The organism is Pseudemcibacter aquimaris, from assembly GCF_028869115.1.
GTDB classification, from domain to species: domain Bacteria; phylum Pseudomonadota; class Alphaproteobacteria; order Sphingomonadales; family Emcibacteraceae; genus Pseudemcibacter; species Pseudemcibacter aquimaris.
Map to the genome: position 1 here is coordinate 18,052 of NZ_CP079800.1, position 19,282 is coordinate 37,333.

Annotated in this window: 13 protein-coding genes; 5 read left to right on the forward strand and 8 right to left on the reverse strand. The window is 44.9% G+C overall.

The window, feature by feature from the left end:
• Positions 1-15: 15 nt before the first annotated feature.
• The gene (locus KW060_RS00100; RefSeq protein ID WP_249036440.1) at positions 16-1,437 is read right to left on the reverse strand and encodes a glutamate synthase subunit beta; all 1,422 of its coding nucleotides are present in this window, start codon (positions 1,435-1,437) and stop codon (positions 16-18) included.
• 2 nt (positions 1,438-1,439) lie between these two features.
• On the reverse strand, positions 1,440-6,092 hold the full coding sequence (gltB, locus tag KW060_RS00105; RefSeq protein ID WP_249036441.1) for a glutamate synthase large subunit: 4,653 nt from the start codon (positions 6,090-6,092) through the stop codon (positions 1,440-1,442).
• Between the two features lie 366 nt (positions 6,093-6,458).
• Between gltB and hrpB the strand changes: the two genes are divergently transcribed.
• The 3 genes from hrpB to KW060_RS00120 all read left to right on the forward strand — a co-directional run bounded on the left by hrpB (position 6,459) and on the right by KW060_RS00120 (position 12,162).
• On the forward strand, positions 6,459-8,969 hold the full coding sequence (hrpB, locus tag KW060_RS00110; RefSeq protein ID WP_249036844.1) for an ATP-dependent helicase HrpB: 2,511 nt from the start codon (positions 6,459-6,461) through the stop codon (positions 8,967-8,969).
• Positions 8,970-9,339: 370 nt separating this feature from the next.
• The gene (locus KW060_RS00115) at positions 9,340-11,181 is read left to right on the forward strand and encodes a ribonucleoside-diphosphate reductase subunit alpha (protein ID WP_249036442.1); all 1,842 of its coding nucleotides are present in this window, start codon (positions 9,340-9,342) and stop codon (positions 11,179-11,181) included.
• 21 nt (positions 11,182-11,202) lie between these two features.
• Positions 11,203-12,162: a ribonucleotide-diphosphate reductase subunit beta gene (locus tag KW060_RS00120; protein WP_249036443.1), complete on the forward strand. Its 960-nt coding sequence runs from the start codon at positions 11,203-11,205 to the stop codon at positions 12,160-12,162.
• An 11-nt stretch (positions 12,163-12,173) separates the two neighbouring features.
• On the opposite strand, the gene msrB is transcribed toward KW060_RS00120, so the two are convergent.
• Entirely contained in the window at positions 12,174-12,560 is a 387-nt protein-coding gene (gene msrB, locus KW060_RS00125; protein WP_249036444.1) for a peptide-methionine (R)-S-oxide reductase MsrB, read from the reverse strand.
• A 77-nt stretch (positions 12,561-12,637) separates the two neighbouring features.
• On the opposite strand from msrB, the gene KW060_RS00130 reads away from it, so the two are divergent.
• Positions 12,638-13,675 (forward strand): aldo/keto reductase, encoded by a 1,038-nt coding sequence (locus KW060_RS00130; RefSeq protein ID WP_249036445.1) that lies wholly within the window; start codon positions 12,638-12,640, stop codon positions 13,673-13,675.
• 15 nt (positions 13,676-13,690) lie between these two features.
• Entirely contained in the window at positions 13,691-14,161 is a 471-nt protein-coding gene (gene msrA / locus KW060_RS00135; RefSeq protein ID WP_249036446.1) for a peptide-methionine (S)-S-oxide reductase MsrA, read from the forward strand.
• 21 nt (positions 14,162-14,182) lie between these two features.
• Here msrA and tdh read toward each other — a convergent pair whose 3' ends face one another.
• The 5 genes from tdh to KW060_RS00160 all read right to left on the reverse strand — a co-directional run bounded on the left by tdh (position 14,183) and on the right by KW060_RS00160 (position 19,222).
• Positions 14,183-15,208, reverse strand: coding sequence for an L-threonine 3-dehydrogenase (gene tdh, locus KW060_RS00140; RefSeq protein ID WP_249036447.1), 1,026 nt, complete (start codon positions 15,206-15,208; stop codon positions 14,183-14,185).
• Between the two features lie 8 nt (positions 15,209-15,216).
• Entirely contained in the window at positions 15,217-16,413 is a 1,197-nt protein-coding gene (locus KW060_RS00145) for a glycine C-acetyltransferase (RefSeq protein WP_249036448.1), read from the reverse strand.
• A gap of 75 nt (positions 16,414-16,488) precedes the next feature.
• Positions 16,489-17,061 (reverse strand): helix-turn-helix domain-containing protein, encoded by a 573-nt coding sequence (locus tag KW060_RS00150; protein WP_249036449.1) that lies wholly within the window; start codon positions 17,059-17,061, stop codon positions 16,489-16,491.
• 48 nt (positions 17,062-17,109) lie between these two features.
• Positions 17,110-17,850 carry a lysophospholipid acyltransferase family protein gene (locus KW060_RS00155; protein WP_249036450.1) on the reverse strand — a complete coding sequence of 247 codons (741 nt, stop codon included), beginning with the start codon at positions 17,848-17,850 and terminating at the stop codon, positions 17,110-17,112.
• Complete coding sequence (locus tag KW060_RS00160) at positions 17,837-19,222, reverse strand: MATE family efflux transporter (protein WP_249036451.1); 1,386 nt, start codon at positions 19,220-19,222, stop codon at positions 17,837-17,839. Before KW060_RS00160 ends, KW060_RS00155 begins: the two co-directional genes overlap by 14 nt.
• Positions 19,223-19,282 lie beyond the last annotated feature (60 nt).

Consider the following 19,282-nt stretch of genomic DNA (forward strand, 5'->3'; position numbering starts at 1 on the left):
GATCATCTATCGTTTTTAACGCGGAAGCTGTGAATGCCCCATTAAAAATTCATCGACGGCTTGGGCGGCCTGTCTTCCTTCACGTATCGCCCAGACGACCAGTGACTGGCCACGGCGCATATCACCGGCGGCAAAAACCTTTGGAATATCGGTTTTATAATTGCTTATTGGGGCAGATACATTACCGCGTTCATCAAGTGCCACGCCAAGTTCATCTAGCAATCCTTCTTTAACAGGATTGGTAAAACCCATCGCGAGCAAGACTAGATCCGCATCCATTTCATATTCTGATCCTTCGATTTTTTCGAAGTTTTCGTCAACTTCATGACAACGTATCGCAGCGACATTACCGTCTTCATCGCCAATAAATTCTGTTGTAGCGATACTGAAGATACGGTCTGCCCCTTCTTCCTGTGATGAAGATGTGCGGAATATATGCGGCCATGCTGGCCATGTTGTTCCTTTATCTTCTTTAAGCGGTGGCGCGGGCATAATTTCAAGCTGCGCTACCGAAACGGCACGTTGACGGAATGATGTACCGATACAGTCTGACCCGGTATCACCTCCACCGATCACAACCACTTTTTTACCGCTGGCGATGATATCTTTCACATTTGGTAATGGCTCACCAGCGTTTCGTTTATTTTGTTGCGTAAGGAAGTCCATCGCAAAATGAATGCCTTTAAGGCCACGCCCTGGAATGGGTAGATCGCGTGGATGCTCTGCACCACCGGCAAGAACCACTGCATCATAATGGTCAACGATTTTTGCACCCTGAATATCTTTACCGACTTCCATGCTTGTCCAGAATGTCACCCCTTCGCGTTCCATTTGGCGCACGCGGCGGTCGATCAATTTCTTTTCCATTTTAAAATCAGGAATACCGTATCTTAAAAGACCACCTACACGACGATTTTTCTCATAAACCGACACAGCATGCCCAGCGCGGGCGAGTTGCTGTGCGGCGGCCATCCCGGCAGGGCCACTGCCCACAACGGCCACTTTTTTATCGGTTTTGTCTGGGTTGATCATCGGTTTGATCCATCCTTCTTCCCATCCTTTATCAACGACGGCGCATTCAATGGTTTTAATGGTAACCGGTTGATCGTCGATGTTTAATGTACAGGCAGCTTCACAAGGTGCTGGGCACACTCGTCCTGTAAATTCAGGGAAATTATTGGTGGATTGAAGATTATCAAGCGCCTCTTCCCAGTCCCGGTTCCAAACCAGATCATTCCAGTCCGGTATCATATTATTGACCGGGCATCCGGTATGGCAAAACGGAATGCCGCAATCCATGCAGCGCCCACCTTGTTTGGCAACCGCACCATCAGAAAGCGGGTTTATAAATTCATTATAATGACGAACACGGTCACCAGCTGGCGCATAGGTACGATCTTGTCTCGGCAGTTCCAAAAATCCTGTTGTTTTACCCATAATTATTCTCCCGGTCCTGTATAAGCCGACAGCGATGTGGCTGCGGCTGCCATTTCTTCGAGGGCGCGTTTATATTCAACGGGCATGACTTTCACGAATTTTGGCAAATATTCATCAATATTGGCGAGAATGGTTCTCGCGCGGTCGCTGTTGGTATAGCGAACATGGTTTTCAAGAAGCTGCACAAGGCGTTCTTTATCATGGCCGGACATATTTCCGCGAAGAACATCAACGCGTCCATGTCCTTCGAGTTCACCGGAACCATGCAGTTTTGCCATGGCATCTTCTTCGGGTAGCGGCTCCAGTTCCACCATCGCAAGGTTACAACGGTTTTCAAATTCGCCCTCTTCGTCCAGGACGTATGCGATACCGCCACTCATACCGGCGGCAAAGTTACGACCTGTTGGGCCGATAACAACAACACAGCCACCCGTCATATATTCGCAGCCGTGATCGCCGACGCCTTCAACAACGGCGATGGCGCCACTGTTACGCACGGCAAACCGTTCACCGGCAAACCCGCGGAAATAGCATTCACCATTGATCGCACCGAACAGCACTGTATTACCAACGATAATGCTGTTTTCCGGCACAATTTTTGTGCCTTTTGGTGGATAAACGATCAGTTTTCCGCCGCTTAAGCCCTTACCGACATAATCGTTCGCTTCGCCTTCAAGCTCGAATGTGATGCCTTTTGCGACAAAGGCGCCAAAGCTTTGACCGGCAATCCCGTTTAATTTTACGTGAATGCTGTCATCCTTTAGCCCCTTATGACCATGCCGTTTGGCAAGTTCGCCGGATAGCATAGCACCCGTTGAACGGTCATAATTATGAACATCACTTTCAATTTTCACCGGTGTTTTATTTTCAAGTGCACTTGTGGCTTGTTCAATCAACTTGCGGTCAAGAATATCGACAACATCATGTTCTTGCGATTTGGTGTTATAAATATCATCACCATCAAGTTCCTGAACGCGGTGGAATAAATTACTGAAATCCAGACCATCGCTTTTCCAATGTGAAATGGCGTCATTTTTATCAAGCAGGTCAGAACGTCCGATAATTTCATTTAACGACCGGACACCCATTTCCGCCATAATTTTGCGCGCCTCTTCGGCGACAAAGAAGAAATAATTCACAACATGTTCAGGCTTACCAGTGAATTTACGGCGTAAAACGGGGTCTTGTGTTGCAACGCCAACCGGACAGGTGTTCAAATGACACTTACGCATCATAATGCATCCTGTGGCAATCAGTGGTGCTGTGGCAAATCCAAATTCATCCGCGCCTAATAGTGCTCCAATAATCACATCACGGCCGGTTTTAAGGCCGCCGTCCACCTGTACGGAAATTCGGTCACGCAGACGATTTAGAACGAGCGTTTGTTGCGTTTCCGCAAGGCCAATTTCCCACGGGGAACCGGCATGTTTTAAACTGGTCAGCGGGCTTGCACCCGTGCCGCCATCAAATCCGGAAATCGTGACATGATCCGCTTTGGCCTTAGATACGCCAGCGGCAACGGTGCCAACACCGATTTCAGAAACGAGCTTCACGCTGATGCGTGCGCCGCTGTTGACGTTTTTAAGGTCGTAAATAAGCTGCGCCAGATCCTCAATAGAATAAATATCATGATGTGGTGGCGGGGAAATAAGACCTACACCCGGTGTTGAATGACGCACTTTTGCAATCACGGGATCCACTTTGTGGCCGGGTAATTGACCGCCTTCACCGGGTTTTGCGCCTTGCGCCATTTTAATTTGAATATCATCGGCGTTCACAAGATATTCTGTTGTGACACCAAACCTGCCGGATGCCACCTGCTTAATGGCACTGCGGCGCAGTTCACCGTTTCTATCCGGTGTAAAGCGGTCTGGTTCTTCACCGCCTTCTCCGGTATTGGATTTGCCGCCGATTTGGTTCATGGCGATAGCAAGAGTTGTGTGTGCTTCGCGGCTAATCGATCCAAATGACATGGCGCCGGTGGCGAAACGTTTAACGATTTCGGCTGCGCTTTCAACTTCGTCAATTGGAACGGGTTTACCCGCCGGAATAATTTTGAAAAGCCCGCGCGGCGTCATTAATTTTTCCGCTTGATCATTAATAATCTTGGCATATTCATCATAAGTTTCGGCAGAATTGCCGCGTACCGCATGTTGTAATGAACTGATGCTGTCGGCATTCCATTGGTGTGCTTCACCACGAACACGCACGGCATAATCACCACCAACATCTAATGATTTTTTATAAATCAGACTGTCGCCATAAGCTTGCGCATGGCGCATGGTGGTTTCGCGTGATATTTCATCAAGACCGACGCCTTCGATCGCGGATTTGGTGTTTGTGAAATATTTTTCGATAAATTCGCTGTTTAACCCAACCGCATCAAAAATCTGCGCACCACAATATGACTGATATGTGGAAATACCCATTTTCGACATGACTTTTAGGATGCCTTTGTTAATGGCTTTTACATAACGGGACTTGGCAGTGTGCACATTTACCTGTTCCGGTAATTGCGGCAACATATTTTCAATGGTTTCAAAGGCAAGGTAAGGGTTGATGGCCTCTGCCCCATATCCGGCGAGGGCGCAGAAATGATGTACCTCGCGCGCTTCACCGGTTTCAACCACAAGGCCAACACTGGTTCTTAAACCCTTACGGATCAAGTGATGATGTACCGATGATGTGGCCAGTAATGATGGGATCGCGATACGTTCTGCGCTCACCTTACGGTCGGACAGGATAATAATATTATCACCTTCGATCACTGCCACTTCAGCAAGCAGGCAGATGCTTTCAATGGCGTTATCCATACCATCGGCGCCCAGTTCCGCGTCATAAGTGCAATCGACTGTAACCGTTCTGAAGTCATTATCCGGAATGTCACCAATGGTGCGGATTTTTTCCAGATCATTATTTCTTAGAACGGGCTGGCTGACCTCAAGTCGTTTGATGGTGCCGACCCCTTCAAGATCAAGCAGGTTCGGGCGTGGCCCGATGAATGACACAAGCGACATCACCGCTTCTTCTCGGATCGGGTCAATTGGTGGATTGGTGACTTGCGCAAAATTTTGCTTGAAATATGTATAAAGCAGTTTTGATTTGTCGGATAATGCCGAAATTGGTGTATCCGTTCCCATGGAACCAAGAGCTTCTTGTCCACTAGTGACCATTGGCGGGAATAACAGTTTCAAATCTTCCTGGGTGTAACCAAAGGCTTGTTGCTTACCAAGCAGGTCTTCGCCGCTTGCGGGTTGTGGTGAAACTTCCGCAGGCAGTTCTTCCAATTTAATTTGGGTGCGGTTCAGGATATCCCGGTAATTAAAGGCGCCCGCCATTTCCGCTTTAATTTCATCATCGGAAATAATGCGCCCTTCCGCCGTATCAATCAGCAGCATTTTGCCCGGCTGCAAACGCCATTTCTGGACGATGTTTTCTTCCTTGATGGGTAAGGTGCCAGATTCAGACGCTAGGATCACCATGTCATCGTCGGTCACAATATAACGCGCGGGACGCAGACCATTTCGATCAAGTGTCGCGCCAATTTGAATACCGTCGGTAAAGGCAACCGCCGCTGGACCGTCCCATGGTTCCATAAGGGCGGCATGATATTCATAAAAAGCACGACGTTCTGAATTCATCAGCGGGTTTCCGGCCCATGCTTCCGGGATTAACATCATCATGGCGTGGGACACGCTGTAACCACCCGCGACAAGCAATTCAAGTGCGTTATCAAAACAGGCGGTGTCTGATAGCCCCTCCGGGATCAGCGGCCATAATTTATCAAGGTCATCACCGATGATATTTGATTCCATGTTAAAGCGGCGTGATGCCATCCAGTTCACGTTACCGCGAACGGTGTTAATTTCACCGTTATGACATACCATGCGGAATGGTTGAGCGAGGCTCCATGTCGGGAAAGTATTTGTGGAAAAGCGTTGGTGGACAAGTGCAAGCGCGGAAACAACACGTTCATCAAGAAGGTCCGTATAATATTCGCCCACCTGTCCCGCAAGCAGCATTCCTTTATAAAGCACGGTGCGGCTTGAACAGCTACATCCGTAATAGGCGCTCGTGTCCTCTTCCATTTCAATCACGATGTTGGAAAGCTGTTTTCTGATGATATATAGCTTTAGTTCGAAATCACCATTGCTGGTTATATCGTCCGCTTGACCAACGAAGCCTTGCGCGATGAATGGTTCAGTTGATTTTACATTTTCACTGAAGCCGGAATTGTCCGTTGGAACATCCCGCCAACCTAGGAATTTTTGTCCTTCCTGATTAACCAGTTCTTCGAATGTTTTTTTGATCTTTTCTCTTACCTTTTTTTCCTGTGGCAAGAAAATCATCAGTACGCCATATTCGCTTTCTTGCGGTAGGGCGATGCCGATCTTATTGGTTTCTTCCCTAAAAAACTGATCAGGGATTTGTAAAAGGATGCCGGCGCCATCACCGGCGAGCGGGTCAGCACCAACCGCTCCACGGTGGTTCAGGTTTTCAAGGATTTTTAAGCCTTGTTTAATAATGGAATGACTTTTCTTACCCTTGATATTGGCTAGAAATCCAATACCGCAACTATCATGTTCGTTCGCAGGGTTATATAGTCCCTGTGATTTTGGCAGTCCACGACTGTTCAATGGCACCTGATGGGTCATTTTGATCATTCCTTAGTTTATGTTTATTCATCCAAGTGGCGCCAAAAGTAATGAAAATTACCATAACGCGCATTTAAGCCGAGCGATGAAGATTGCGTCTTTCAAATATGAAAACGTAATGCGTTATGCTCGGTAATATTGTAGACGATTAAAACGGACGGTGCTGTTAAACAGGGTTTAACCCGTCAAATGTTTCAATCTTTAAAAACTGTATCCAAGCGCTATTTGTAGCGTGAAAAATTTATTTTGCAAGTAATAATATAACAAAAGCGAAGAAAATTCGTTTTGTATACAATATATCAAAAGAATGTTTTGGTATAACATTGTAAATCTCGTTAAAAAATTAGAATATTTACATTGAACAATATGCCATTTAAACAAGGTGTTATGTCTTCGAACCTGCCTATCTATGAAATTATTCCAAATCTGTTGGATGCCTTAACGGTGAATAATTCTGCTGTTTTACAAGCACCGCCCGGGGCAGGTAAAACAACAGCTGTTCCACTTGAGCTAATAAAAGAATCATGGCTTGGGGATAAAAAGATCATCATGCTTGAACCCAGAAGGCTGGCCGCAAGGGCGGCCGCGCACCGTATGGCGGATATGCTAGGTGAAAAGGTCGGTGAAACGGTAGGGTACCGTGTGCGTATGGATAATAAAGTTGGTCCCAAAACCCGTATTGAGGTTGTCACAGAGGGTATTTTAATACGCCAGCTTCAAAATGATCCGGAACTTTCCAGTGTTGGCATCGTCATTTTTGATGAATTTCACGAGCGATCAATCGAAGCTGACCTTGGTTTGGCGTTGACGCTGGATATTCAGGACGCTTTACGCGATGATTTAAAAATTCTTGTGATGTCAGCGACCCTTGACGGTGAAAGAGTGGCGAAACTGATGAATGACGCCCCTGTTATTACCAGTGAGGGCCGTAGTTTTGATGTTGAAATTAAACATCTGGATTATAAAAAATCAGATTATATTGACCGGGAAATGGCATTGGCCATTTCAAAAGCACTGAACGAAGAAACCGGCAGTATTCTTGCCTTTTTACCCGGTGCCGGTGAAATAGAACGCACCCGAAAAATTCTTGAAGATTATCAACTGGGAAATGATGTTTTAATTTGCCCGCTTTACGGCATGATGAATTTCAAAGATCAGGATCTGGCCATTAGCCCTGCACCACTGGGAAAAAGAAAAGTTGTACTTTCAACGGCAATCGCAGAATCCAGTTTAACCATTGACGGGATCAGGATTGTTATTGATAGCGGCAGGTCAAGATACGCCACCTTTAACACCAGAAGCGGCATGTCAGGCTTAGAAACCAAAATGGTGTCCCGTGCGTCAGCGGACCAAAGAACCGGTCGCGCCGGCAGGCTTGAAGAGGGGGTTTGTTACCGCCTCTGGAGCAAGGCAGAAGACCGGGCATTGATCCCATTTGATGAGCCGGAAATAAAACGCGTTGATTTAACGCCACTTTCTTTAAGCCTGGCCCAGTGGGGCGTTCAGGATGCAAAAAGCCTGAAATGGTTGGATATTCCGGATCAAGCTACCATGGCGCAGGCAAAGTCACTTTTAAAATCGCTTGAGGCCTTAACAGAAAATGGCATCACCGATCTTGGCCGTAAAATGGCTGAGTTTCCAATGCATCCACGCCTTGCCCATATGGTGATTAAAGCGGGTGATATTGGTCATGGAAAATTGGCACTTATGATTGCGGCCTTGCTCGAAGAGCGGGATATCTTAAATCTAAGGCCAGATCAAAGAACAGCCGATCTTCGATTAAGGTTGGAAATACTACTGGGTGCTGATGCAAAAGGGGTGGGTTTAAAAAAAGGTATCGTAAGCAGGATTAAAGAACAGGTTAAACGTTGGCAAAAACAATTCCGGATTTCCAATCAAAATGTTGATGTTGAAATGGCCGGTCTTTGTCTTGCATTTGCCTTTCCGGACCGCATTGCTGCCAGAAGGGGCAACAACGATGGGGCATATATTTTGTCCGGCGGGCGCGGCGCCAGGTTATTAAATGATGATCCTCTTGTATCGGAAAGTTTCATTGTGATTGGTGATCTGGATAAAGGCGGAAAAGATGCTCGTGTATTTCTTGCGGCGCCAATTGAGCGGGAATGGATCGAAGAACATTTCGCGGATCAAATAATCAAAAAATGTGATGTTGCATGGGACCAAAGACAGAAAAAGGTCACGGCCCGTGAACAAGTGCTGCTTGGAAAAATGCCGATCACTTCATCAAATATTTCAAACCCAGATCCGGACAGCATCAAAGAGGCACTTATCCAAGGCATTCGCACAAACGGATTGAACGTGCTGCCGTGGGATAAAAAAAGCAATACGTTATTGCGCCGAATCCGATTGCTTTCTTCTTGTGGTGAGATTGAATGTTCTTATAAGGATGAATGGTTGTTAGAAAATCTCGAAGAATGGATCGGGCCATATATTGATGGTATGGCAAGCTTAACGGCTGTTGGTAAAATAAACCTCGAAGAAATACTTAAAAACACATTGGACTGGGAACAAGGGCAAAAACTGGATCAGCTTGCACCTACCCATATCAAGGTACCAAGCGGATCCAATATCATGATTGATTATGATAATGATCCGCCCGTACTGGCGGTTAAGTTACAGGAAATGTTTGGCGCAACGAAAAGTCCACGAATTTTAAATGGCAAACAGCCATTAACGGTGCATTTATTGTCGCCCGCACGCCGACCTTTGCAGATCACAACTGACTTGGTTGGATTCTGGAATAGTTCCTATCAAGATGTGAAAAAAGAGATGAAAGGCCGCTATCCGAAGCACCCTTGGCCGGATGATCCGATGGCGGCAAATCCAACGCGAAAAGTCAAGCCCAAAGGTAAATAATTTTTTTTCATTCTGAACGCCGCAGAATTATTAACATTTTATAAATTTTTAAAAAAACCGACATACTAGTTATTGACATTAAACGGTCACATAAATACCATATCTTGTGTTATTCGGGTGCTTCGCCCATACGGCGCCTAGAAAATGATTAAAAAGCAAGGCTCTAGCGAATCATAACCAAATAACAATAGTAATCAGTGTCATAAGAAACACATAAAAAGTTGCGATAAAAATACTGTAAACGAGAGAGAAAAAGCACCGATAAGGTTCATAATTTATGAAATCTAACGAATAATTCTGGCCTTTTTTAGAGTCGTTTTTTTGGAAATGCTTTTGATCCGTAAGTGGATTGATAAACGGGAGTGGAACATTGTCTGCGTCATTGTTAAATGAAACTATTCAGGTTAAAGACCATGCTAGGGTAAAAACCGATGATCGAAGAGACGACTTACTAACAGATTTCGGTAAAGCAACGCTTACCGATCGTTATCTAATGCCGGGTGAAGATTATCAGGACATGTTTGCCCGTGTTGCCAGTTATTACGGTGATAACGAAGCCCATTCACAACGTCTATATGATTATATCAGTAAACTTTGGTTTATGCCTGCGACACCTGTTTTAAGTAACGGCGGTACAAAACGCGGTCTTCCGATTTCATGTTTTCTAAACGAAGCCAACGACAGCCTTTCCGGTATTGTTGAGCTTTGGAACGAAAATGTATGGCTTGCATCAAAAGGCGGCGGCATCGGTAGTTTCTGGGGTAACCTTCGTTCAATTGGTGAAAACGTCAGCACAAACGGTAAAACATCAGGTATTATTCCGTTCATCCGTGTGATGGACAGCCAAACACTTGCGATTTCGCAAGGTTCACTTCGTCGTGGTAGCGCAGCCGTATATCTGCCGATCAGCCATCCGGAAATTGAAGAATTTGTTGAAATTCGTCGTCCAACAGGTGGTGATCCAAACCGTAAAGCGCTTAACCTGCACCACGGTGTTGCGGTTTCAAATGATTTTATGCGTGCCGTTGAAAAGGACGAAGAATGGGCGCTAACAAGCCCGCACGATGGTACCGTGCAACGTACAATTTCAGCGCGTGAGTTATGGATCAGAATTCTGACGGCCCGTATTGAAACAGGTGAGCCATATATCCTGAATATCGATCATGTGAATAAAGCAACACCAGAACATCATAAGCTTGCCGGTCTTAATGTGAAAACATCGAACCTTTGTTGTGAGATTACATTACCGACTGGTACAGACCACCTTGGTGAAGAGCGTACGGCCGTATGTTGTCTTTCATCTATTAACCTTGAAAAATATGATGAATGGAAAGAAGAGCCGAGATTTATCGAAGATCTGATGCGTTTCCTTGATAATGTGCTTCAGGACTTTATTGACCGTGCACCGGACAGCATGTCACGCGCAAAATATGCCGCAATGCGTGAACGCAGTGTGGGCCTTGGTGCGATGGGTTTCCATTCCTTCCTTCAGGACCGCATGATCCCGTTTGAAAGTGTAATGGCGCAGGTTTGGAACAAAAAGATTTTCAACCACATTAAAGAAGGTGTGGACCAAGCATCAAAAACACTTGCAGAAGAAAAAGGACCATGTCCGGACGCAGCCGATTACGGCATGATGGAACGTTTTTCAAATAAAACGGCGATTGCACCAACAGCATCGATTTCGATTATTTGTGGCGGTGCAAGCCCAGGTATTGAGCCGATTGCGGCCAATAGCTTCACGCAAAAAACGCTTTCTGGTTCTTTCAACGTTCGTAACCGTGCACTTACGAAACTATTAGAGGAAAAAGGCCAAAACACCGAGGAAGTATGGTCAAACATCACCATTAATGGTGGATCTGTACAGCATCTTGATTTCCTTGATGATCTTGAAAAAGACGTTTTCAAAACGGCGTTTGAACTGGATCAACGCTGGGTGGTTGAGCATTCTGCGGACCGTGCGCCGATGGTTGACCAGGCGCAATCAGTAAATCTATTCTTGCCGGCGGATGTTCATAAACGTGATCTTCATCAGATCCATTTCCAAGCATGGAAAAAAGGACTAAAAAGTCTTTATTACTGTCGTTCGCTATCAATCCAGCGTGCGGAAAGTTCAGAGGCATCTGGGGAAACAGCAAAAGAAGAAATGTTAAAAGCAATGGCAAAGGCGCAAGAATCTTCAGATTATGAAGAATGCCTCTCTTGCCAGTAGAATGATTAGGTAAGTTTTATCATGGGTCTACTTCAGGAACGAATTTATTATAAACCATTTGAATATCCATGGGCGTATGATGCGTGGCTTACGCAGCAACGTGTGCATTGGCTTCCTGAAGAAGTGCCAATGGCCGATGATATTAAAGACTGGAACTTAAAAATTTCCGATGCGGAACGTAATCTTCTGATGCAGATTTTCCGTTTCTTTACCCAGGCCGATGTGGAAGTAAACAACTGTTACATGCAGAAATACGGCCGTGTGTTTAAACCAACAGAAGTTCAAATGATGCTGGCGGCTTTTTCTAATATGGAAACGGTGCATGTGGCGGCATATAGCCATCTTCTTGATACTCTTGGTATTCCTGAAGTGGAATATGAAGCATTTCTAAAATATGAAGAAATGAAAGACAAATACGACTACATGCAAATGTGGGGCGTTGATACCAAAGAAGATATCGCAAAAACGCTTGCCGTGTTTGGCGCCTTTACCGAGGGGCTTCAGTTATTTGCATCATTTGCGATTTTGATGAATTTCCCTCGTTTCAATAAAATGAAAGGCATGGGCCAGATCGTAACATGGTCAGTGCGTGATGAAACGTTGCATATGACATCGATCATTAAGTTATTCCATGCGTTTGTTCATGAAAATCCGGAAGTCTGGACAGAAGAGCTGCAAAATGATCTGACTGAAGCGTGTAAAACAATCGTTAAACACGAGGATGCCTTCATTGACCTGGCGTTTGAAATGGGTGATATCGAAGGGCTGACAGCGAAAGAAGTGAAAGATTATATTCGTTATATCGCAGACCGTCGTTTAACGCAGCTTGCGCTTAACCCGATTTATTTTGTGGGTAATAACCCGCTTCCGTGGATGGATGAAATTCTAAACGGTATTGAACATACGAACTTTTTTGAAAATCGCGCGACCGAATATTCCCGTGCATCAACACAAGGGAAATGGGAAGAAGCGTTCGATTAAATCAATTCGAATTATTCAGATTTTTCAAAATCAAGGGCTACGCTGTTAATACAATAGCGTAGCCCTGTTGGTTTTGGACCATCTGGAAATACATGGCCAAGATGGGCATCGCATCCGGCGCATTTTACCTCTTCGCGGATCATGCCGTGACTTGTGTCGCGGTGAATGGTCAGGGCAGTGTCATTATATGGGGCATAATAACTGGGCCAGCCGCTACCGCTGTCATATTTTGTTTCTGATGAAAAAAGCGGCGCGTTACAGCATATGCAATTATATGTGCCGTCCTCTTTATGGTGGTAATATTTACCGCTAAAGGGGTGTTCCGTTCCGCCGCAGCGGGTTACCTGATAGGCGTCACTATCTAATTCTTCTTGCCAGTTTTGATCTGTTTTTTTCATGTTGTTGACTTTTCAATATTCCATATTACCTATAGATACTAACACAGGGTTACGAATAAAAAATAAGGAATTTTTACGTGGAATATCGACCACTCGGCAGAACCGATTTAAAAGTATCGAATATCTGCCTCGGCACCATGACATGGGGCAGACAAAACACAGAAATTGAGGCCCACGAACAGCTTGATTATGCCATCGGTAAAGGCATCAATTTTATCGATACGGCGGAACTTTATGCGGTTCCAAGTGGCCCTGAATATGCAGGGCAAACAGAAAAAATCATTGGTAACTGGCTTTCCAAAAATGGAAACCGTGATGAATTAATCATTGCCAGTAAAGTGGCGGGTTATTCAACGGCGGACTGGTTACGTGACGGTGAAAAAGAAACCCGTCTTAACCGTGATCAAATGACATATGCACTTGAAAACAGCCTTAAACGGTTGGGCACCGATTATATTGATGTTTATTATACCCACTGGCCGGACCGTAAAATCGGACTGTTTAAAGATAGTTTTGGCTATAATCATATTGATGATCCGGATGCCGTTCCCATTGAAGAAACCATGGAAGTGTTAAACGATTTTGTGAAATCCGGCAAGGTTCGTCATGTGGCCATTTCCAATGAAACGCCGTGGGGCGCGATGCAATATTTAAACAGCACAGGGCCACGTGTCGGCCTTATTCAAAATGCTTATAGTTTGGTGAATAGATTATTCGAGCATGGACTTGCGGAATTTTCAATGCGTGAAAATATGGGACTTGCTGCCTATTCACCGCTTGCGGCGGGTGTGCTGTCCGGTAAATATGTGAACGGCGCACTACCAAAAGGAAGCCGCAGAGAATTATTCCCGGAATTTACAACGAGATATAGTTCTGATCATACGAGCGTGGCGGTTGAAAAATATTATAACCTGGCAAGAGAGCATGGTTTGACACTAACGGCACTTGCACAAAAATTTGTTGATACAAGACCGTTTGTCACAACAAGTATTATTGGCGCAACGAGCATGGATCAGTTAAAAGAAAATATTGATGCATTTGATATCAAATGGAATGATGAGCTGGAAGAGCAAGTGAATAAAATTCACCGTGATAATCCATCACCAGCACCATAGAAAGGTAAGAATATTATGGAAAAAGCAATTTTTGCAGCAGGATGCTTTTGGGGCGTGGAGCTTAATTTTTCAAAAGTAGAAGGCGTTAAAGAAACAAAAGTAGGTTACATCGGCGGGGATACAGAAAACCCAACATACGAGGAAGTATGCGGCAAGGGAACCAAACACGCCGAAGCAATTGAAATTATGTATGATCCTGATGTGATCAGTTTTGAAGGGCTTCTTGAAAATCTTTGGGAATTTCATGACCCGACAACATTAAACCGTCAAGGACCGGATGTGGGTACACAATATCGTTCGGCTGTATTCTATCTTAATGATGAACAAAAGGCGGCAGCTGAAAAATCGATTGCTGATCTTGATGCATCAGGAAAATTTAAAGACCCTGTTGTTACATCACTTGAAGAGGCAACAACATTTTGGCCAGCTGAAGAATATCATCAGAAATATCTTGAGAAAAAAGGCATCACCATCGCTTGTGTATAAACGAGTGGTGATGCGCATCCATTATTCCCAATCAATGATCACCTTTCCGGATTGTCCGGAAAGCATGGCGTCAAACGCTTGTTGGTAATCATCCAGTTTGTAATGATGTGTCAGGATCGGGCTTAAATCAAGTCCGCCTTCCAGCATTGCAATCATTTTATACCATGTTTCAAACATGCGGCGGCCATAAATCCCGCGAATTTCAAGTCCTTTAAAAATCACATGGTTCCAGTTAATCGTGGTTTCTTCCGGTAAAATACCAAGTAGCGCGATTTTACCGCCATGATTCATCAAATCTAGCATATCACCAAAGGCAGATGGATTACCTGACATTTCAAGACCCACATCGAACCCTTCGGTCATGTTTAATTCATCCATAACCTCGGCCGCGGATTTGCGTGTTACATTAACGGCGCGCGTTGCGCCCATTTGTTTCGCCATACCCAGCCTATAATCATTTACATCGGTAATGACGACATTGCGGGCACCGACATGTTTGGCAATGGCAACCGCCATAATGCCGATGGGGCCAGCACCAGTAATAAGCACGTCTTCACCCACGAGATCATAAGTAAGCGCCGTATGGGCCGCATTACCAAGCGGATCAAGGATCGCACCAAGGTCATCACTAATGGTTGATGGTAACGGACATACATTTGTTGCTGGCGCGCTGATATATTCCGCGAATGCGCCCGGGCGATTAACACCTATACCGACCGTATTACGACAAAGATGGCGTTCGCCAGCGCGACATTTCCGACAATGTCCACATGTGACGTGTCCTTCTGCTGAAACGCGTTGTCCGATAGAAAGGCCAACAACTTCTGAACCCAGCTCAACGATTTCACCGACAAATTCATGGCCTACTGTCATGGGCACGGGAATGGTTTGTTGTGCCCAATCATCCCAATTGTAAATATGGATGTCCGTACCGCAAATGGCCGTTTTCTTTACTTTAATCAGTACATCATTATGGCCAATGGTTGGTTTTTCAATTTCTTCTAGCCAGATACCGACTTCTGACTTTGCTTTAACAAGGCTTTTCATTTTATCACCTATTCAATAACACCGAGTTCACGTCCAATTTTGATGAAAGCTGCAATGGCTTTATCCAATTGCGCTTTCGTATGGGCCGCGGACATTTGCGTTCTGATGCGTGCTTCACCCTTTGGAACAACAGGGAAAGAGAAGCCAATGACGAAAATGCCTTCTTCCAATAATTTATCCGCCATATCGGATGCGAGCTTGGCATCGCCCAGCATTACGGGGATGATGGCATGATCAGCACCAGCAAGTGTAAATCCGGCTTCTGTCATTTTTTCACGGAAATAAGAACTGTTGAACCGTAGCGTTTCAAGAAGTTCACGTCTTTCCGATAGCAAATCAATCACTTTGCATGATGTTGCCGCGATCACAGGTGCCAGTGTGTTTGAAAATAGATAAGGGCGTGATCTTTGACGCAGCCATTCAACGACCTCTTTCGATGCGGCGGTATAACCACCGGATGCACCGCCCATGGCCTTGCCCAATGTGCCGGTGATGATATTAACACGGTCTTGAACGCCGAAAAATTCAGGCGTGCCTGCGCCCGTTTCACCGGTAAAGCCAACGGCATGGCTGTCATCAACCATCACCATAGCGTCATATTTTTCCGCTAGATCACAAATCACCGGAAGGTTTGCTAAGATCCCGTCCATTGAGAAAACACCGTCTGTGGCGATTAATCTGAAACGTGCGTCTTGCGCATCCTGAAGACATTTTTCAAGATCAGCCATATCGTTATTGGCATAACGGAAACGCTTTGCCTTACAAAGGCGAACGCCGTCAATAATACTGGCGTGGTTCAATGCATCTGAAATGATCGCATCTTCCGGCCCCAGAAGTGTTTCGAAAAGACCTGCATTGGCATCAAAACAACTCGGGTAAAGGATCACATCTTCCATTTTCAGGAATTTGCTTAATTTTTCTTCTAACTCTTTATGGATGTCCTGTGTTCCGCAAATGAAACGCACGGATGACATGCCGTATCCATATTGATCAAGCGATTCTTTGGCCGTATCCACAAGGATCTGATCATTGGAAAGACCAAGATAGTTATTGGCACAGAAATTGATAAATTCATCATCGTTTGATGATGCGACTTTAACGGCTGCCTGTTGCGGCGTGGTAATCACGCGTTCCGATTTATATAAACCGTCGGTCTTAAGTGTTGAAATTTGATCATTTAAGAAATTTTTATAGCGATCTGACATGGCCTGCTCCAATAAATAGTATATTCATGAATCAGGTTGTACAATATATTAAACTAAAAGTCTAGTATATTGTATTTATGGTGTGTGAACGATCAATATGGCTTGTGCGGGCCATTCTTCATTGTTTTTAATATAGTGATGAACATCGGCGTCATATCTCGCGGTGTCACCGGCTTCTAATAATTTTTCCTCGTCCCCCATGGAAATGAGCACCGAGCCACGCAGTACGGTTAAATGTTCACGGGTGCCATTTGTGTGGGGTTCAGAATCAAGAATGCCGCCTTTTTCGATATTAAGCTCATACCATTCTACCTTGGAAACCAGATCGAGTGGCCCAAGAATTCTAAGGGTACAAAGGCCATCTGCGCTCTGTATTTCTGGGGTTTGATGGCTTTTTAAAATTTGAATATTTTGTTTATCTTGGGTTTCCTTGGGCGCGGCACCCAGCAAATCGCCAATATCAATATTCAATGCTTCCGTCAGGCTCCAAAGTGTGCCGACGGTTGGATTGGTTTTATTTCGTTCGATTTGAGAAAGCATTGATTTGGAAACACCGCTGCTTGTGGCGAGCTGATCCAGCGTTAATCCTTTTGCGGATCTTAACTGTTTGATCGTTTTTCCGATGTCTGGCAATTGTTGTTGTGACATAAATCTGCTTTCATGAATTTATGTTCAATATAATGAATTTATATGATTTTACAACATCAATTCTTCACTGCGATCGAGCAGGCGGTGTTCTATCTCTTGCATGAAGCTTTCTTTATCAAGGCCTTTGGGCATCGGTTCGGAATATTCAACGATTAATTCCCCTGGCCATTTAATCCATGATTTCTTTGGCCAACAAACACCAGCATTATGGGCAACGACAATCACATCCAGATCGGCTTCTTCTTGGAAATAGAATGTACCGGATTTTAATTTCCGCCTTTCACCAACAACCGTTCTGGTGCCTTCCGCGAAAATAATCAGCGGCATTTTGTTTTGGATCAGCGTTTTTACAATGTCGGCCGTTTGTTTTTGTGCTTCACTTGCGCCACGGTTGATGGCGGGGACTTTCATTTTTTTAAAGACATAATTTAAACAAGGTACCCTGAATAATTCTTTTTTTGCCAGTGCCGTAAGGTTTGGGGATCTGCGGTAAAGAAAAAGTGCATCCATATTGCTCATATGTTTGCTGCAAAAAATAAAGCTCTTGCCCACTGGGATATTTTCAATGCCGCGCTCGATTATTTTTATATTCGCGATTTTTTCATATGCGGTGATGATGATATCAATCATCTTCCCGATCGCATTACGCATGGGTTCAGGGGATTTGAAGAAAGATGTCGGGAAAAGCCAAAAAAGAACGCCAAGCGTGATGAAGCTATAAAAGAAAAAATTAAAGATCAGTGATCTAACGATAATCGAAAAGGTTAGTTTTTGTTTATCCGCGCTCATAGACCGGTTTTTTCACCATTGTTAAATAAAAGAAACGTGACGTTAATAATATAAACGATAGCAGGCTAGCGACAATGACGCATTCAATCAAGCCTAACTGTCCATGATCCAGTGTAAAGGTCAGATACCAAGCAAGCGGGATCATAACGATTGAATAACAGATGACATAAAAAATTGCCGGCATCCAGATATCTTGTGCGCCGCGCAAGGCATTACCCATAACGGTTTGCGCCGTATCAAGAAACAGCATCCATATGGATAAGATGATCATCGGGATGGTGAGGGCAATCAAGGCAGCGTCAGTTGTAAAAAAGCTAACGATAGTTTCAGGGTAAAAATACAATATGAACATCATCGGTAAACAGATCATGCCATTATAAGCAATGCCGCAAATACCAGCCAGCGCCATATCATGATGATCGCCACGCCCCATGGCGATGCCCACGCGAACGGATGTCGCCGCCGCAACCCCATAACAAACCATGAACGGAACACCAAAGATGGTAAAGGCAATGGTAAGGGAGCCAAGTGCAAGGCTGCTGATATATCCTGCAAAAATATAAAGCGCGGCAAAACCTAGATGCTCGATCGTGTTGGTTAGGCCCGCCGCATATCCGATGTGTCTTTGTTTGCGCCAAATCGGCCATTTAAGGTCCACTTTTTCAAGCAGGCCGTATTTTTCGCGGTCCAGTTTCATAAAGATATATGTAAACATGGATAAGGCAAGGAACGTACGAACTATCGTTGTTGCCCATGCGGAACCCACGGCCCCCATTGGATCAAACCCAAGATTGCCCCAAACAAAAATCCAATTCAGGAAAATATTCAGGAAGTTGGCAACTAACATAAACAACATACCAGGCAGCGGGCGGCTTATTCCTTCAAGGAAAAACTGTGAACATAACATCGGCCCTAGCATCATGATGCCAAAGGCAAGCACGCGGACAACTTCACCGCCGCCACGTGCAATGTCTGGCGTTTGACCAAGCGCGAGCAGGATAGGCTCACCAAACAGGCATATGATTAAACCAATAAACCCGACTCCAAGCCCATAAGGCAGGGACCTTTTCCAGACGCGGCCACATTCTTTGTAATTTTCAGCGCCATATGCATTGGATGTCAGAACCATTGTGCCCATCATAAGACCAATCATGGCAACCGTTAGGGTCGAACCAATCGCACTATTGGCGAGCCCCTGATAGGCGAGTTCTTCTGAGGAATATTGCGCAACCATCGCCGTATCGACAATACCAAGGGTCATAATCCCAAGGCGCTGCAGGATAATAGGCCATGATAAAGAAACCAGTTGTGAAAACTGTCTTTTTATCCGGGCTTTATCCCATTTGTCGTAATGTGTTTCAAGCGTGGTCATTTTTACCTCTTACTGCACTAAGAGTAAGAGGTACACGATTTAAATAAATTAGCAAATGTT

Excerpts from the sequence above, each read along its gene's own strand:
- KW060_RS00120 (WP_249036443.1), top strand. The coding sequence starts at position 11,203 with ATGGGTCTACTTCAGGAACGAATTTATTATAAACCATTTGAATATCCA.
- KW060_RS00100 (WP_249036440.1), bottom strand. The coding sequence starts at position 1,437 with ATGGGTAAAACAACAGGATTTTTGGAACTGCCGAGACAAGATCGTACC.
- KW060_RS00150 (WP_249036449.1), bottom strand. The coding sequence starts at position 17,061 with ATGTCACAACAACAATTGCCAGACATCGGAAAAACGATCAAACAGTTA.
- KW060_RS00155 (WP_249036450.1), bottom strand. The coding sequence starts at position 17,850 with ATGAGCGCGGATAAACAAAAACTAACCTTTTCGATTATCGTTAGATCA.
- tdh (WP_249036447.1), bottom strand. The coding sequence starts at position 15,208 with ATGAAAAGCCTTGTTAAAGCAAAGTCAGAAGTCGGTATCTGGCTAGAA.
- msrB (WP_249036444.1), bottom strand. The coding sequence starts at position 12,560 with ATGAAAAAAACAGATCAAAACTGGCAAGAAGAATTAGATAGTGACGCC.
- KW060_RS00145 (WP_249036448.1), bottom strand. The coding sequence starts at position 16,413 with ATGTCAGATCGCTATAAAAATTTCTTAAATGATCAAATTTCAACACTT.
- msrA (WP_249036446.1), top strand. The coding sequence starts at position 13,691 with ATGGAAAAAGCAATTTTTGCAGCAGGATGCTTTTGGGGCGTGGAGCTT.
- gltB (WP_249036441.1), bottom strand. The coding sequence starts at position 6,092 with ATGACCCATCAGGTGCCATTGAACAGTCGTGGACTGCCAAAATCACAG.
- KW060_RS00160 (WP_249036451.1), bottom strand. The coding sequence starts at position 19,222 with ATGACCACGCTTGAAACACATTACGACAAATGGGATAAAGCCCGGATA.
- hrpB (WP_249036844.1), top strand. The coding sequence starts at position 6,459 with ATGCCATTTAAACAAGGTGTTATGTCTTCGAACCTGCCTATCTATGAA.